The 14,394-nt window shown below is 66.6% G+C and carries 16 protein-coding genes; 6 read left to right on the top strand and 10 right to left on the bottom strand.

From position 1 onward, the window contains the following. Positions 1–32 precede the first annotated feature (32 nt). From DIE04_RS03585 to DIE04_RS03575, 3 genes are all read right to left on the bottom strand, one after another. A complete protein-coding gene (locus tag DIE04_RS03585) occupies positions 33–1,046 on the bottom strand; it encodes a tyrosine-type recombinase/integrase (RefSeq protein ID WP_124485971.1) in 1,014 nt (337 codons plus the stop codon). A gap of 102 nt (positions 1,047–1,148) precedes the next feature. Then, positions 1,149–1,526: a DUF2471 family protein gene (locus DIE04_RS03580; RefSeq protein WP_124485970.1), complete on the bottom strand. Its 378-nt coding sequence runs from the start codon at positions 1,524–1,526 to the stop codon at positions 1,149–1,151. 128 nt (positions 1,527–1,654) lie between these two features. Beyond that, complete coding sequence (locus tag DIE04_RS03575; RefSeq protein WP_124485969.1) at positions 1,655–2,266, bottom strand: helix-turn-helix domain-containing protein; 612 nt, start codon at positions 2,264–2,266, stop codon at positions 1,655–1,657. A gap of 161 nt (positions 2,267–2,427) precedes the next feature. Here DIE04_RS03575 and DIE04_RS03570 point away from each other — a divergent pair, with 161 nt between their 5' ends. Together DIE04_RS03570 and tdh are read left to right on the top strand one after the other, a co-directional pair. Then, entirely contained in the window at positions 2,428–3,627 is a 1,200-nt protein-coding gene (locus DIE04_RS03570) for a glycine C-acetyltransferase (RefSeq protein ID WP_124485968.1), read from the top strand. Positions 3,628–3,640: 13 nt separating this feature from the next. Continuing rightward, positions 3,641–4,669, top strand: a complete 1,029-nt coding sequence (gene tdh / locus DIE04_RS03565) for an L-threonine 3-dehydrogenase (protein ID WP_124520178.1) — start codon at positions 3,641–3,643, stop codon at positions 4,667–4,669. A 524-nt stretch (positions 4,670–5,193) separates the two neighbouring features. Here tdh and DIE04_RS03560 read toward each other — a convergent pair. Continuing rightward, positions 5,194–5,595 (bottom strand): hypothetical protein, encoded by a 402-nt coding sequence (locus DIE04_RS03560; protein WP_124520182.1) that lies wholly within the window; start codon positions 5,593–5,595, stop codon positions 5,194–5,196. Continuing rightward, positions 5,592–6,230: a GNAT family N-acetyltransferase gene (locus tag DIE04_RS03555; protein ID WP_124520184.1), complete on the bottom strand. Its 639-nt coding sequence runs from the start codon at positions 6,228–6,230 to the stop codon at positions 5,592–5,594. Before DIE04_RS03555 ends, DIE04_RS03560 begins: the two co-directional genes overlap by 4 nt. A 191-nt stretch (positions 6,231–6,421) precedes the next feature. Here DIE04_RS03555 and DIE04_RS03550 point away from each other — a divergent pair, with 191 nt between their 5' ends. After that, complete coding sequence (locus DIE04_RS03550) at positions 6,422–7,039, top strand: TetR/AcrR family transcriptional regulator (protein WP_124520186.1); 618 nt, start codon at positions 6,422–6,424, stop codon at positions 7,037–7,039. Between the two features lie 55 nt (positions 7,040–7,094). Next, positions 7,095–7,574, top strand: coding sequence for a nuclear transport factor 2 family protein (locus DIE04_RS03545; protein WP_124520188.1), 480 nt, complete (start codon positions 7,095–7,097; stop codon positions 7,572–7,574). A 158-nt stretch (positions 7,575–7,732) separates the two neighbouring features. Here DIE04_RS03545 and DIE04_RS03540 read toward each other — a convergent pair whose 3' ends face one another. Beyond that, entirely contained in the window at positions 7,733–8,062 is a 330-nt protein-coding gene (locus DIE04_RS03540; RefSeq protein ID WP_124520190.1) for a hypothetical protein, read from the bottom strand. Positions 8,063–8,113: 51 nt separating this feature from the next. Then, positions 8,114–9,199 carry a tartrate dehydrogenase gene (locus tag DIE04_RS03535; protein ID WP_044848750.1) on the bottom strand — a complete coding sequence of 362 codons (1,086 nt, stop codon included), beginning with the start codon at positions 9,197–9,199 and terminating at the stop codon, positions 8,114–8,116. 117 nt (positions 9,200–9,316) lie between these two features. Between DIE04_RS03535 and DIE04_RS03530 the strand changes: the two genes are divergently transcribed. Continuing rightward, on the top strand, positions 9,317–10,240 hold the full coding sequence (locus tag DIE04_RS03530) for a LysR substrate-binding domain-containing protein (protein ID WP_124520192.1): 924 nt from the start codon (positions 9,317–9,319) through the stop codon (positions 10,238–10,240). 235 nt (positions 10,241–10,475) lie between these two features. Here the strand turns inward: DIE04_RS03530 and argC are convergent, their stop codons facing one another. Continuing rightward, positions 10,476–11,423, bottom strand: a complete 948-nt coding sequence (argC, locus tag DIE04_RS03525) for an N-acetyl-gamma-glutamyl-phosphate reductase (RefSeq protein WP_124520194.1) — start codon at positions 11,421–11,423, stop codon at positions 10,476–10,478. A gap of 117 nt (positions 11,424–11,540) precedes the next feature. Between argC and DIE04_RS03520 the strand changes: the two genes are divergently transcribed. Beyond that, positions 11,541–12,425 carry a LysR family transcriptional regulator gene (locus DIE04_RS03520; RefSeq protein WP_044849281.1) on the top strand — a complete coding sequence of 295 codons (885 nt, stop codon included), beginning with the start codon at positions 11,541–11,543 and terminating at the stop codon, positions 12,423–12,425. A gap of 26 nt (positions 12,426–12,451) precedes the next feature. Here DIE04_RS03520 and DIE04_RS03515 read toward each other — a convergent pair whose 3' ends face one another. Continuing rightward, the gene (locus DIE04_RS03515; protein ID WP_124520195.1) at positions 12,452–12,916 is read right to left on the bottom strand and encodes a hypothetical protein; all 465 of its coding nucleotides are present in this window, start codon (positions 12,914–12,916) and stop codon (positions 12,452–12,454) included. Between the two features lie 60 nt (positions 12,917–12,976). After that, positions 12,977–14,194: a patatin-like phospholipase family protein gene (locus DIE04_RS03510; protein WP_185500303.1), complete on the bottom strand. Its 1,218-nt coding sequence runs from the start codon at positions 14,192–14,194 to the stop codon at positions 12,977–12,979. Positions 14,195–14,394 lie beyond the last annotated feature (200 nt).

The following is a 14,394-nucleotide window of genomic DNA, read 5'->3' as shown; positions in this document are numbered from 1 at the left end:
CGGATCACGTCGCGTGAGCAGCCGGTTCGTCATCAGTGAGTTTCGTCCTGGTCGGAAGCGTCACCATTCGCGAGATCGTCACGCCAGTTTTTCCACGCGCGGTGCAGCCGGTTCGACGAGATCGGCCGCACGAAGCCGAGCCATTTGCCGACCCGCTCGGGCGGTACGTCGTGTTCGAACAGCTCGGCCGCATAGGTATTGCGCAGCGTTTGCGGACTCGCGCGCGCTGTGCGCGACGACGTCAGCCCGGCGGATTCGACGATCGCGTCGATCGCGCGCAGCATCGTCGCCTTGTGCATCGGCCGCCCGGCGTGCGATGCGGGAAACACGAGCTCGCCGGGAATCTCCTGGCGCTTGCGCTCCACGAGCCATGCTTCGAGCAACGCGATCGCGAACGACGCCAGATGGGTTTCGCGCGCGAAATCGGGATGCGTCGACGGGATCTGCAGCGACGTTCCGCTCGTATTGATGCAACTAATCGTGAGCACGCGTGCTTCGCCGGTCTTCACGCCGGCGCCGAGAAACGCGGCGACGAGCGCGCGGTCGCGGCGCTCTTTCCAGTACGCGGAGCCGGACACGCCGATCGGCGAAAACAGATAGGCCAGCAACTTTGCGCGTTCGGCCGGCGTCAGGAAACCGGTTGGCTCGTTGTCGCGTGCCTGACGCCAGTTCGCTTCGCCATCCTGAGCAATGAAGCGGGCCGGGTTGGTGGACGCGAACTCGGTGCGCCGGATGTGGTCGAGCACGCGTTCGATCAGCCGCAAATAACGCATTCGCTGCGTTTTCCGGATCGGAAGCTCGCCGACGAAGTTCGCGATCGTTGCGGTATCGACCGTGGCCAGGTTTTTCTGGTTTGCACGCAGCCACGCAAGAAAGGCGCCCCATTGCGCGCGGTAGACGTCGGCCGACGAACGGCGGTAGTCCTGCATGGCAAGCCACGCGTCGAACGCGGCTTCGGGCGAGATGATCCAGTCGGACGCGCCGCGGTCGAACAGATCCTTTTCTTCCGGGCGTGCCGGGGTGTCGGAGGGCGTGGGAAGGGACATGTCATTTATTCCGTTAGTTGCGTATATGGTAGCCCTTTCCGCGACGTCGCGGACAGCAGGATGCGGGAGCCGCCCACCGTGTCGGACGCTCGGGGCCTGACGTCAGTCGCCCCACGCCTTCGACGGGCGGTGAACGCGCTCGCGGGGCGCCGCTTCCTGCGATTTGGCCGCGGCTTCATACGCGAGGACCGCGAACGAGAACACGGCGGGCAGCGCGTTCGATCGGCCGAAGTCGATCGGATCGTCCGTTTCGGGAAAGGTCATGTCCGATGGCCGTTCGAACAGTTGACGCATGCCGGCCTCGTGCCGGCTGGCAAAACCGAGATCGGCGAGCGCCTCGGCTTCGATCGCGTGCAGCAGGCGCCACGACAGCGGGACGCGCTGACGGATGTAGCGCCCGGCTATATGGCGGACGATCAGTTCGAGGTCGTGCGCGGCAGCCTTGAAGCTGAGCGCGGCCAAATCTTGTTCTTCTGTCATCGCAGGCTCCTGTCGACCGGCGCGGGCGCCTCGGTGCGCCGCCCCGGCCATGCATGGCGGAATGTCCGTTTACTGTACAAACATACAGTATTTTCCGCAACTGGCCTTTCGGCCAGCTAGCCGCATCGTCAGCGATGAATCACGATCAGCAGTGCGCGCGCCTCGGCCTTGCCGGGGTTGCGGATCGCGTGCGGCGTGTCGGCCGGGTAGCGCGCGGTGTCGCCCGCCTTCAGGCGTCGGCTCGCCGCCGCGGCTTCGATTTCCATCGCGCCCTGCAGCACGGTGAGGTGCTCGCGCGTGCCGGGTTCGTGCGCGTTCGACACGAGCGCGCCGCCGCCCGGCAGCGTCAGTTCGTACCACTCGAACTTGCCGGCCAGGTCGATCGGGCCCCATACGCGCAATTGATAGCGGCCGTCGTGGCCGGCGAGCGTCGGGATGTCGTGCGGGCCGTCCACGCGGATCGTCTCCGGCGCTTTCGGCTGAGAGAACAGCTCGTCGAGCGTGATGCCGAGCGCATTCGTGAGCCGCCATGCGACCGCGATCGTCGGATTGGCCTTGTCGCGCTCGATCTCGGAGAGCATCGACTTCGATACGCCAGCCGCGCGCGACAGGTCGTCGAGCGTCAGCTTGCGCTCGTTGCGCAGGCGCTGGATTTGCTCGCCGACGCGCGGCGGCGTCACGCCCGGCGCTTGCGGTGCGGCGCTGGCAGGCGTGCGCCGCGACGCGGAGGAACTTGCCATTTGGTTTCCGTTCGCTTAGAGTTGTTCGGTATTTCGAATTTTAGTTCGGAATATCGGATAAATGCGGTCAACCGAACGACCGACTATAACAGTAGCAGGCCGTTGCGCTGCCGCCACGAGTGGCGCGCGACGGGATGCGAATCCCTGTCAGGAGCTTTGAGATGCGTGATGCCTTTCTCGCCCAGGTGCGCGGGACGCTCGACCAGATCCGCGCGGACGGTTTTTACAAGACCGAGCGCGAGATCGCGAGTCCCCAGGCGGCGGCCGTGCGGCTCGCCGGCGGTGCCGGCGTGCTGAATTTCTGCGCGAACAACTATCTCGGTCTGGCGAACGATCCGCGCCTGATCGCCGCGGCGCAGGCCGGTCTCGACCAGGACGGCTTCGGCATGGCGTCGGTGCGCTTCATCTGTGGCACGCAAACCGTGCACAAGCAGCTCGAAAGCGCGCTGGCATCGTTTCTCGGCACCGAGGACAGCATCCTCTATTCGAGCTGCTTCGATGCGAACGGCGGCCTGTTCGAGACGCTGCTCGACGAGAACGACGCGGTGATCAGCGACGAGCTGAACCACGCAAGCATCATCGACGGCATCCGTCTCTGCAAGGCGAAGCGTTTCCGCTACAAGAACAACGACCTGTCCGACCTCGAGGCGAAGCTGAAGGAAGCCGACGCCGCGGGCGCGCGCCACAAGCTGATCGCGACCGACGGCGTGTTCTCGATGGACGGCATCATCGCCGACCTGAAAGGCATCTGCGACCTCGCCGATCGTTACGGCGCGCTCGTGATGGTCGACGATTCGCACGCGGTCGGCTTCATCGGCGCGCATGGCCGCGGTACGCCCGAGCACTGCGGCGTCGACGGTCGCGTCGACATCATCACCGGCACGCTCGGCAAGGCGCTGGGCGGCGCATCGGGCGGCTACGTCGCGGCCCGCCGCGAGATCGTCGAATTGCTGCGCCAGCGTTCGCGCCCGTACCTGTTCTCGAACACGCTGACGCCGAGCATTGCCGCGGCGTCGTTGAAGGTGCTGGAACTGCTCGGCAGCGACGAAGGGGCGAAGCTGCGCGAACGCGTGCGCGAGAACGGCGCGCGTTTCCGCGAGCAGATGACGGCCGCGGGTTTCACGCTCGTGCCGGGCGCGCATCCGATCATCCCGGTGATGCTCGGCGACGCGCAGCTTGCGACCAACATGGCCGACAAGCTGCTCGCCGAAGGCGTCTACGTGATCGGCTTCTCGTTCCCGGTCGTGCCGCGCGGTCGCGCGCGCATCCGTACGCAGATGAGCGCCGCGCATACGCCCGAACAGATCGATCAGACGGTCGCCGCGTTCGTGCGCGTCGGCAAGTCGCTCGGCATCGTCTGACGGAGGCGCGACCATGAAAGCACTGGCAAAGCTCGAACGCGGCCCGGGCCTCACGCTCACGCGCGTGAAGCGCCCCGAAGTCGGACACAACGACGTGCTGATCAAGATTCGCCGCACGGCGATCTGCGGCACCGACATCCATATCTGGAAGTGGGACGACTGGGCGCAGAAGACGATTCCCGTGCCGATGCACGTCGGTCACGAATACGTCGGCGAGATCGTCGAGATGGGGCAGGAAGTGCGCGGCTTCGCGATCGGCGATCGCGTGTCAGGCGAAGGCCACATCACGTGCGGCTTCTGTCGCAACTGTCGCGCGGGGCGCCGGCATCTGTGCCGCAACACCGTCGGCGTCGGCGTGAACCGTGAAGGCGCGTTCGCCGAGTACCTGGCGATTCCCGCGTTCAACGCGTTCAAGATTCCGCCCGAGATCTCCGACGATCTCGCGTCGATCTTCGATCCGTTCGGCAACGCGACGCATACGGCGCTGTCGTTCAATCTCGTCGGCGAGGACGTGCTGATCACCGGCGCGGGCCCGATCGGCATCATGGCCGTCGCGATCGCGAAGCACGTCGGCGCGCGCAACGTCGTGATCACCGATATCAACGACTACCGGCTCGAGCTCGCGCGCAAGATGGGCGCGACGCGCGCGGTCAACGTCGCGCGCGAGTCGCTGCGCGACGTGATGGCCGACCTGCGCATGACGGAAGGCTTCGACGTCGGTCTCGAGATGTCGGGCGTGCCGAGCGCGTTCACGAGCCTGCTCGAGGCGATGAATCACGGCGGCAAGGTCGCGCTGCTCGGCATTCCGCCCGCGCAGACGGCGATCGACTGGAACCAGGTGATCTTCAAGGGGCTCGAGATCAAGGGCATCTACGGTCGCGAGATGTTCGAGACCTGGTACAAGATGGTCGCGATGGTGCAAAGCGGTCTCGATCTGTCGCCGATCATCACGCATCGCTTTGCTGCGGACGATTACGAGAAAGGCTTCGCCGCGATGCTGTCGGGTGAAAGCGGCAAGGTGATTCTCGACTGGACGGTCTGAGCGCCGGCGGGGCGGTTCGGTACGTTTGCCGGCTGCCCCGCTCGTGCGGGCATGAGCGTTTGTCGGGGCTGGGCCGCTTCGACGAACGCGTAAGGTGAGAATATTCGGGAGCTGTGTTTGCGTACCGAACGGCGGCTCGATCATGCTGCCGCGTGTCGCGCAGGCGTGGAATTCAACGGGCTGCACGTCGTTTCTCGTCAGCGATACGAGGGCGATCGCACTTCGATTCCGCAGCACTCATCGGTGACATTCAATCGCGCATGCACCTCACCCATCAGCGCCGCTCCGCTGCCCACTCCGTCGCGTCGCTCGGCGCGTGCCTTTCTTCCTGCCCTTCCGTTTTCGCTTGTCGTGCCTGAATAGTGGGCCCTTGCCGCATCATCGCGTGTCATGGTTTTGCCCTGCGTCAGCGCCAGCACGTCACCACGCAACCCGGTCACGGCTCGGCCTCGAGGCGTGAGCCGATCACCGACATGCAACTCACCCATCAGCCCGCCAGCCGGCATCGATCGGTGCGCTGCCTGCTATTCGATCCGCTCACCGTTCGGCCATCGCGGCTCGAGTTGCAGACTCAACACGACGAGCCAGCGTTTCGGGCATTGCGGTGCGATTTCGATCAGATCGCCATGCGCGCCGGACACCGTCACGAGTCCGTTTTGCGCTGCATTCCGATACGCGCGCGATGCGTCCGCCTGAAGCCAGAAGCTGACCAGCGCGCACGTGACGAAGCGGAACAGCAGCAATGTCGCGGCTTCCGGCGTGTCGCCCAGCAACACGAGCAGGCTGTCGAACGCGAGCGTCAGCATCTGCGTGACCGCGATCGTGATGACCGTCAGCTTCACCAGCCCGCGCATGCGCAGTGCTGCCCGCGTGCGGGCGCGACGTAGTGCGAGCCGCGCGCGATCGTCGTCGCTTTCGCGTCTCACGACGCCGCTCCGGCGCGCTGCGCGACGTCGATCGATGTCGTGTCGGATACAGGCATCGGCGCGCCCGCTACGCCAACCGCCTTGCACAGGATCGCGCTGTCGTAGCTGTGTCCTGCAAACCGCATCACGTCGATCAACCGAAACCCTTCGCGACGATAGAAGTCGACGAGCCGGACAGCCGCATGCGGCGCATCGAGCGCGATGTGCGTCGCGCCACGCGCGGCAGCCCGCCGTTGCGCGAACGCGAGCAGCGCACGGCCGATGCCGCGGTCCTGCCAGACCGGATCGACGGCCAGCTGGCCGAGCGTCGCGACGCGTCGGCTGCGATACGGATCGCAACGCGAATCGGGATCGTGCGGTTGCATCGTGATCGTCGCGACCAGATGCGCGTTGCCGAGCGCGACGAAACACTCGCTGGTGAGCATGCGTTCGCGCGTCGCCGACGCCGGCTGGTCGACGCCCGGACAGTTGAAGCCCGCGGCGCCGAGTGGCGCGTACGCACGATGCAGCAACGCGGTCAGCGACTCATACGAATCGCTGCGCGGATCGAAACGCCGTACCACGACGCGGCCGTCGAGCCGCTTCGCATAAGCCGCATAGGCACGCGCGGAGCGTGCGGATTCCGGTCGCTGCATGATGTCCTTTCGGCCAGACAGGGTGACCGAAGTGTAGTGAGCCCCCCGCGCCAGCTTCAAGAAAAAATGTCGTAAACGCCGGCTGCAATGCGCCGCTCGCCATCGGGACCATGCGGCGATCGGCCCTTCCGACGGCAGGGCCTTTTCACGCGGCTGTTGACGAGGGAGAACGATCGTTCTACCGTAAACCCATGAACAACACACATGATGACCTCTCCGGCGAACCGGCCGTTCGCGACCGGCTGCTCGACGCGGCCGAGGCGCTGATCTACTCGGGCGGCATCCACGCCACGGGTGTCGATGCGATCGTGAAGCGATCCGGTGCCGCGCGAAAGAGCTTTTATTCGCATTTCGAATCGAAGGAGGCGCTGGTCGTGGCCGCGCTCGAGCGCCGTGACGAACGCTGGATGCGCTGGTTCGTCGACGCGACGCTGGCGCGCGGCAAGTCGCCGCGTGCGCAGTTGCTCGGCATGTTCGATGTGCTGCGCGACTGGTTCGTGGAACCCGATTTTCACGGCTGCGCATTCCTGAACGCGTCCGGTGAAATTGCCGACGCCGACGATCCGGTGCGCGTCGTCGCGCGCATGCACAAGGCGCGCTTGCTCGCGTTCGTGCGCGAGCGGTTCGACGCGTATGCCGACGCAGCCGGGATCGAGCGCCGCGGGCTGGCCCGCCTCGCGCGTCAATGGCTGGTGCTGATCGACGGCGCGATCGCCGTGGCGCTCGTCAGCGGCGATGCCGTCGCGGCGCGCGATGCGCGCGCAGCCGCCGAATGCTTGCTCGATACGGTGTCTCGAGCGTCGCGGTAACGCGTCCCAACCGGCTGCGTTCGTGCGCGGCCCCAACCTTGAACAGGAGCATCCCATGTCCGCTTCCTCGGAAGTTCGTCCGCCCGTTCCGCCCTTCACGCTCGACACGGCGCGCCAGAAAGTGCGCGCCGCGGAGGATGCGTGGAACACGCGCGACCCGCAGCGCGTGTCGCTCGCCTATACGCCGCAGAGCCGGTGGCGCAATCGCGCGGAGTTCGTGACGGGCCGCGACGAGATCGTCGGCCTGCTGCAGCGGAAATGGACGCGCGAGCTTGACTACCGGCTGATCAAGGAGCTGTGGGCGTTCGGCGGCAATCGCATCGCGGTGCGATTCGCCTACGAATGGCATGACGACGCCGGCAACTGGTTCCGCTCATACGGAAATGAAAACTGGGAGTTCGACGAAAACGGCTTGATGGCGCATCGCCACGCGAGCATCAACGATCTGCCGATTCGCGAAGCGGACCGCCTGTACCACTGGCCGCTCGGCCGCCGTCCGGACGATCATCCCGGCCTGTCCGATCTCGGGCTGTGACGCAGCACGATGACGACGCGTGAACGCGTTCGATCACGCATCGAGCGCGCCGCCTGTGCTCAACGGTGAGGAAATTCGGGAGCCGTGTATTGAGGTGAGAGTTTTCGGGAGAAGGAGCGATTCCGTGCGGGACGGTGTGATTCTTCACGTCCCGCGTCTCACCGATCATTCTTCGCAGGAAATGGCGCGATTGCGCTGACGGAAGCGCCGTGCGCATTGCAGTGCTCGCGCTTTCGTTGCGTTGCCCGCGCGCGAATCGAATGCGACATCGACACTGGCGGGATTCGATCGGTGTGTAGCGATGCGCGATGCAACTCACCGCTCGACTTCGACGTGATGCCGGTTACGGCGATGGATCGACACGTGACCGTGCGTGTCACCGCATCGCGTTGCTCACCGTTCGAAATCACATCGATACCGACACGCGCGCGTCCAGGCCCGCACATCGGAATCAACCAGGGTGCGCGGCAGCCGGTCGTGTTGCTCACCCCTGAACATGCATCCATCGACCACCTGCGCGCGCCCTGCGCATCGTTCCGTCAGCCTGCGATCCGCGCCGCGATCGCTTCACCCACTTCCTGCGTCCCTGCCTGGCCGCCGAGATCGCGCGTGCGCGGCCCAGTGCGCAGCACGTCCTCGATCGCCGCGACGATCGCATCGTGCGCTTCGCGTTCGCGGCCCGCGCCGTTGCCGAGGAAGTCGAGCATCATCGCCGCCGACCAGATCATCGCGATCGGGTTCGCGACGTACTGGCCCGCGATGTCCGGCGCGGAGCCGTGCACCGGTTCGAACAGCGACGGAAACGTGCGATCCGGGTTCAGGTTCGCCGACGGCGCGATGCCGATCGTGCCCGTGCAGGCTGGCCCGAGGTCGGACAGGATGTCGCCGAACAGGTTCGACGCGACCACGACGTCGAAGCGGTCGGGCTGCAGCACGAAGCGCGCGCACAGGATGTCGATGTGCTGCTTGTCGACGGCGATCTCGGGATAGCGCTCGCCCATCTCGGCCGCGCGCGCGTCCCACCACGGCATGCTGATCGCGATGCCGTTGCTCTTCGTCGCGACGGTCAGGCGCTTCGCGCGGCGCTGCGCGAGCTCGAACGCGAACTTCAGCACGCGCTCGGTGCCGTGACGCGTGAAGATCGACTGCTGCATGACCACTTCGCGCTCGGTGCCTTCGAACATCGTGCCGCCGACCGACGAATATTCGCCTTCGGTGTTCTCGCGCACGATCATGAAGTCGATGTCGCCCGCGTTGCGGCCGGCGAGCGGCGACGGCACGCCGTCGAACAGGCGCGCGGGCCGCAGGTTGATGTACTGGTCGAACTCGCGGCGGAATTTCAGCAGCGAACCCCACAGCGAAATGTGGTCGGGCACCGTCGCGGGCCAGCCGACCGCACCGAACAGGATCGCGTCCATGTCCGACAGCTGTGCCTTCCAGTCGTCCGGCATCATCTTGCCGTGCTGCGCGTAGTAGTCGCAGCTCGCCCAGTCGATCTGTTCGAACTGGAAACGGATGCCGAAGCGCGCCGTCACGGCGTCGAGCGCGCGCAGGCCCTCGGGCATCACTTCACGGCCGATGCCGTCACCGGGGATGACGGCAATCCTGTACGTCTTGTCGCTCATGCAAGCCTCCTTGGCTGTTCGGGCCGCCGGCAGCGTGCGCAGCGGAACGTGACGCCATTTTATTTATTTCCATTCAGATTAAAATCGTGCGAAAGGTTAATCGACTTTCCACGAATCGTGAACAAATCGCCGAATCTCGACGACCTGCGCGTCTTCAGCCTGGTCGTCCGCCTGACGAGCTTCAGCGCGGCCGCCGAGCAGCTCGCGGTGTCGCCCGCGTACGTGAGCAAGCGCATCGCGCTGCTCGAGGCGCAGCTCGGCACGCGGCTGCTGCATCGGTCGACGCGCCGCGTGACGGTCACCGAGGCCGGTGAACGCGTGTTCGCGCGTGCCGAGAAGATTCTCGACGACGTCGATCATCTCGTCGAGGATGTCTCGACCACGCGCTCGGTGCCGCGCGGCACGCTGCGCATTTCGAGCAGCTTCGGCTTCGGCCGCCACGTCGTCGCGCCGGCGTTGCTCGACTTCTCCGCGCGCTATCCGCAGCTGAACGTGCGGCTCGATCTGTTCGACCGGCTCGTCGACGTCGCGGGCGAAGGCTACGACCTCGACGTGCGCATCGGCGACGAGATCGCCGATCACCTGATCGCGCGCCGCCTTGCCGCGAACTACCGCGTGCTGTGTGCGTCGCCCGACTATCTCGCACGACGCGGCACGCCGCGCACGCTCGCGGATCTCGCGTCGCACGACTGCCTCGCGATCAAGGAGCGCGACCATCCGTTCGGCGTGTGGCGGCTGAACCTGCGCGGAGAAACGGCAACGGTGAAGGTCGGCGGCGCGCTGTCGACGAACCACGGCGAGGTGGCCGTGCAATGGGCGCTGGCCGGGCGCGGGATCGTGCTGCGCTCGATCTGGGAGGCGGGGCCGCTGATCGAACGCGGCGCGCTGCGGCGCGTGCTGCCGGACGTGATTCAGCCGGCGAACATCTGGGCGGTCTATCCGGAACGCGTCGCGGCTTCGGCGAAGGTGCGCGTGTGCGTCGATTTTCTGGCGGAGGCGCTCGCCGGGTTGAATGCCGCGGCGAGCGACGATGCGGGCTGAAATCGGCGAAAGGTGAGCTTTTACGGGGGCATGTCTGCGACGTCGGCACATGCCCGTTTTGGGCGTGCCATCGCGTCATGGGCCGACACGACGCAACAGGCGGCGATACGTCGATGGCCGCGAGGCACGAGCCCGACCGACGATGATGCCCGCACCCGCACCCGCACCCGCACCCGCACCCGCACCCGCACCCGCACCCGCACCCAAACCGCGGCTCAAACCCGCGGCTCCGGCGTCAAGCCGCTTTCGCAGCGCTCTCCGTGCCGAGCATCAGGTCGAGATTCTGCACGGCCGCGCCGGATGCCCCCTTGCCGAGATTGTCGAACACGGCGGACAGCAGCACCTGACCGTGATCGTCATTGACGAACACGCTCAGCCGCAGGTCGTTCGTACCGTTCAGCGCCTGCGGATCGAGATGCGTGATCGTGCGCGTATCCGCGAGCGGCGTGACCTCGACATGGCGCGCGCCGGCGTAATGGTGCGCGAGACACGTGTGCAGCAACTCACCGGTCACGCCGGCCGGAAGAAGGCGCAGCTCGATCGGCACCGTCAACACGATGCCCTGCCGATAGGCGCCGTAAGCCGGCACGAACAGCGGACGATGCGCGAGCCCGGCATGCAGCTGGATCTCGGGCGCATGCTTGTGCGCGAGCGCGAGGCCGTAGACCTGCAGCGGTTTCGCGCGCGCGGCGTCGTTCGATTCGAATGCGTCGACGGCGGCGCGGCCGCCGCCCGAGTAACCGGACACCGCATGGATGCTCACCGGGTAGTCGCGCGGCAGCAGGCCGGCCTGTTGCAGCGGCCGCAGCAGCGCGACCGCGCCCGTCGGATAGCAGCCCGGATTGGTGATGCGCCGTGCACGTGCGATGGCCTGGGCGTGCCCGTCGGCCATCTCGGGGAAACCGTAGACCCATTCCGGTTCGGTGCGATGGGCCGAGCTCGCATCGATCACGCGTACCGCCGGATTCCGGATGAAGCCGACCGCTTCGCGCGCGGCGGCGTCGGGCAGGCACAGAATCGCGATATCGCACGCGTTGATCGCTTCGCCGCGCCGCGTGGGGTCCTTGCGCTCGGCATCCGGCAGCGTGACGAGCCGCAGGTCGGTGCGATCCCGCAGGCGCTCGTGGATCTGCAGTCCGGTCGTACCTTGGTCGCCGTCGATATAGACAGTAGGGAGGCTCATGATGGTCGCGTTCCTCGTTTCGGGCATCGGAAAGCCGTATCGTCCATCGAACGCCTAGAATAGGAAAAGTTGAATTTCCTGATGACCGGATTCAGTTTTCCTGAACGAGAGGTGGGCATGCGCGAGATCAGTTTGGACCGGCTGCGTACGCTGGTCGCAATCGCCGACCAGGGATCCTTCGTGGCCGCCGCGCAATTGCTTCATCTTGCGCCGCCGACGGTCAGCCTTCATGTCGCCGAACTCGAAAGCCGCATCGGTGCGCCATTGCTGTCGCGCACGCGCGGCAACGTACAGCCGTCGACGATCGGTGCGGTGCTGGTGGAGCGGGCGCGCCGTCTGCTGGCCGAGGTCGAGTCGACCCTCGACGACGTCGAGCGGCAAGTGCAGGGCCTGACCGGGCGGGTGCGCCTCGGAGCATCGACCGGGGCGATCGCCCATCTGTTGCCGCAGGCGGTGGCCCGGCTGCGCGAGCAGCATCCGGACATCGATGTCCAGATCGCGGTGCTCACGTCGCACGACACACTGGCGCGGCTTGCGCAGGGCTCGCTCGACGTCGGGCTGGTCGCCCTGCCGCAGGCGGCGGTCGCGGGGCTGTCCATCCGCGCGTGGCGGCGCGATCCGGTGCTGGCCTTTCTGCCCGCGGACTGGCGGCTGCCGGCACGCGTGACGCCGGCCTATCTGGCCGCGCGCCCGCTGATTCTCAACGATGCGACCACCCGCCTGTCGCGGCTCACGACGGAATGGTTCGCGCTCGGCGGCCACCGGCCCGAGCCGCGCATCGAACTCAACTACAACGATGCGATCAAGAGCCTAGTCGCCGCGGGTTACGGCGCGACGCTGCTGCCGCACGAGGCGGGCGCCCCGTTGCCCGACCCACGCATCGTCATGCGGCCGCTGCGTCCGGCGTTGTGGCGCGAACTGGGCATCGCGCATCGGGCCGGCCCGGTCGAGCGGTCGACCCAGCACGTGCTCGACGCGTTGTGGGCACTCGGCGCGCGCTAGGGCGCTCAGGGAACCGCGCCGCCGTCCTACAGCCGGTTGTCCTTCGCGAGCATCAGCACGCGCGCCCAGCGCTGCGCATCGCGCTTGTCCATCATCGGCAGTTTCCATTCGCCGCGCACCGCGTCGCGCACGCGCACGACGAGATGCCAGCGGCCGCCGATCGGCGCCGCCTCGCAGCCGTCGAGCTGCGACAACGTATAGCGGCCGTCCGCGCCGTCGTGCGACAGCCACAGCAGCCCCTGCGTCGCGGACACGCGCACCTCGCCCCACGCGCGATGCACGATGTGGGTCCAGCCTTGTTCCTTCGTGTTCGGTGCGATGTCGCGGCGGCGCTTGATCCACCATGCGATCAGCGCGATCAGGATCGCGGCGGCGAGCACGGCGGCCGCGATCGCGACCGGCTGGCCGAACTGCGCGGCGATGACGTGAAACAGGTGGACGGCGCCCCATCCCAGGGCGATGAGCGCGAACAGCGCAATGAAGATCGGCATGTCGAATCGGAACAGAGGACGGACCGGCGCAGCCTGCACGCCGGTCCGTCGCACACGGCATCACCGGCGGCGGTGAATGTCGTGCGTGACGAAGCCCGCGTCGTTGGTGGGCAGCGCGAGGCCGTCCTTGACCGCGAGCGTCTTGCGGATGTCGTCGAGACCCGCGCACCAGTGGTCGCGCATCGTCGACAGACCGAACTGATAGTCCTTGTAGTGGTGCTCGTACGCCTTCTGCTGATAGATCAGGTGCTGGATGTTGTATTTCTTCCCGCTCGACATCGCTTCGGCCTCGATGCACCACGGGTCGTTCTTGCGCTGCTCTTCCGGCACCTGCTCGAGCACGTGGCGCAGCACGTTGCGGTAGCGCTGTTCGCGCTGCAGCGTATCGGTGACGAAACGCGTGCGGCTCGAATACTGCACGTCCTTCGTGCGTTCCGCGACGTCGGCCATCGTGCGCGGCAGCGGCCCGCGCGCGCTCCACAGATCGACCTGGAACGCGAGCGTGTCGCGCCGCGGACGCGCGCGCAGCACTTCCATCAGCGGCGTGTTCGACACGACGCCGCCGTCCCAGTAATACTCGCCGTCGATCTCGACCGGCGGAAACGCGGGCGGCAGTGCGCCGGACGCCATGAAGTGCTCGGGCTCGAGGCGGATGCGCGAGTTGTCGAAGTACACGAAGTTGCCGGTGCCGACGTTGACCGCGCCGACCGACACGCGCGTCTCGCCCGAGTTGATCCGGTCGAAATCGCACAGCTTGAGCAGCGTCGCGCGCAGTGCCGACGTGTCGTACCAGCTGATCTTTTCCGGATGATCGGACACGCCCGGCAGCGGCGGCGGGAAGCGCGGCGAGAAGAAGCCCTGCTGGCCCTGCATCATCGCGCTTGCGGCCTGCGATGCGGTGAAGAACGTGCGGACCTGGTCGATGCTGTTGAACAGCGCGAATTCGAACGCGGCCGGAATCGCGGGAAAGAACGCCGGCTGGCAGATCGTTTCCCAGAATTGGCGCAGCCGCTCGACGCGATGTTCGGGCGCATTGCCGGCGATCAGCGCGGTGTTGAGCGCGCCGATCGAGATGCCTGCGATCCAGTCGAGCGGAACGCCCGCTTCGTGCAGCCCTTCGAACACGCCGGCCTGATACGCGCCGAGCGCGCCGCCGCCCTGCAGGACGAGCGCGATGGTTTCGTACGGCAGCGACCGCGCAGCGGCCGGCGCGCCGGCTTCGTGTTGCAGGTCCGCCGCATCGACGGCCTGCTTTTCTGTACGCGCGTGCGGTTTCATCAGTTGCTCCGAGAAATCCCGCCGTGGACGGCGGTGACGGATGGCGTGGCGTCGACTGACGGCACGCCATCGCAAGAATGGGCGGTAGTACGGGAATCGCCTCCCGTCAGGGAGGCGAGGACCTTACTGCATGAACCAGCCGTGGCTGACGACGAACGACTGGCCCGTGAGCGCGGCGCTCGGGAACGCCGACAGGAACA

It is taken from the genome of Burkholderia sp. Bp8994 (assembly GCF_003853805.1).
Lineage (GTDB): Bacteria > Pseudomonadota > Gammaproteobacteria > Burkholderiales > Burkholderiaceae > Burkholderia.
Note: the sequence above shows the minus strand (reverse complement) of the source record. Positions and strands in the feature narration are given on the sequence as shown.

What these genes read in the sequence shown, in the direction of transcription:
- argC (WP_124520194.1), bottom strand. Translation starts at nt 11,423, where the DNA reads ATGAGCCTCCCTACTGTCTATATCGACGGCGACCAAGGTACGACCGGA.
- DIE04_RS03510 (WP_185500303.1), bottom strand. Translation starts at nt 14,194, where the DNA reads ATGAAACCGCACGCGCGTACAGAAAAGCAGGCCGTCGATGCGGCGGAC.
- DIE04_RS03550 (WP_124520186.1), top strand. Translation starts at nt 6,422, where the DNA reads ATGAACAACACACATGATGACCTCTCCGGCGAACCGGCCGTTCGCGAC.
- DIE04_RS03580 (WP_124485970.1), bottom strand. Translation starts at nt 1,526, where the DNA reads ATGACAGAAGAACAAGATTTGGCCGCGCTCAGCTTCAAGGCTGCCGCG.
- DIE04_RS03545 (WP_124520188.1), top strand. Translation starts at nt 7,095, where the DNA reads ATGTCCGCTTCCTCGGAAGTTCGTCCGCCCGTTCCGCCCTTCACGCTC.
- DIE04_RS03575 (WP_124485969.1), bottom strand. Translation starts at nt 2,266, where the DNA reads ATGGCAAGTTCCTCCGCGTCGCGGCGCACGCCTGCCAGCGCCGCACCG.
- tdh (WP_124520178.1), top strand. Translation starts at nt 3,641, where the DNA reads ATGAAAGCACTGGCAAAGCTCGAACGCGGCCCGGGCCTCACGCTCACG.
- DIE04_RS03515 (WP_124520195.1), bottom strand. Translation starts at nt 12,916, where the DNA reads ATGCCGATCTTCATTGCGCTGTTCGCGCTCATCGCCCTGGGATGGGGC.
- DIE04_RS03570 (WP_124485968.1), top strand. Translation starts at nt 2,428, where the DNA reads ATGCGTGATGCCTTTCTCGCCCAGGTGCGCGGGACGCTCGACCAGATC.
- DIE04_RS03555 (WP_124520184.1), bottom strand. Translation starts at nt 6,230, where the DNA reads ATGCAGCGACCGGAATCCGCACGCTCCGCGCGTGCCTATGCGGCTTAT.
- DIE04_RS03535 (WP_044848750.1), bottom strand. Translation starts at nt 9,199, where the DNA reads ATGAGCGACAAGACGTACAGGATTGCCGTCATCCCCGGTGACGGCATC.
- DIE04_RS03520 (WP_044849281.1), top strand. Translation starts at nt 11,541, where the DNA reads ATGCGCGAGATCAGTTTGGACCGGCTGCGTACGCTGGTCGCAATCGCC.
- DIE04_RS03585 (WP_124485971.1), bottom strand. Translation starts at nt 1,046, where the DNA reads ATGTCCCTTCCCACGCCCTCCGACACCCCGGCACGCCCGGAAGAAAAG.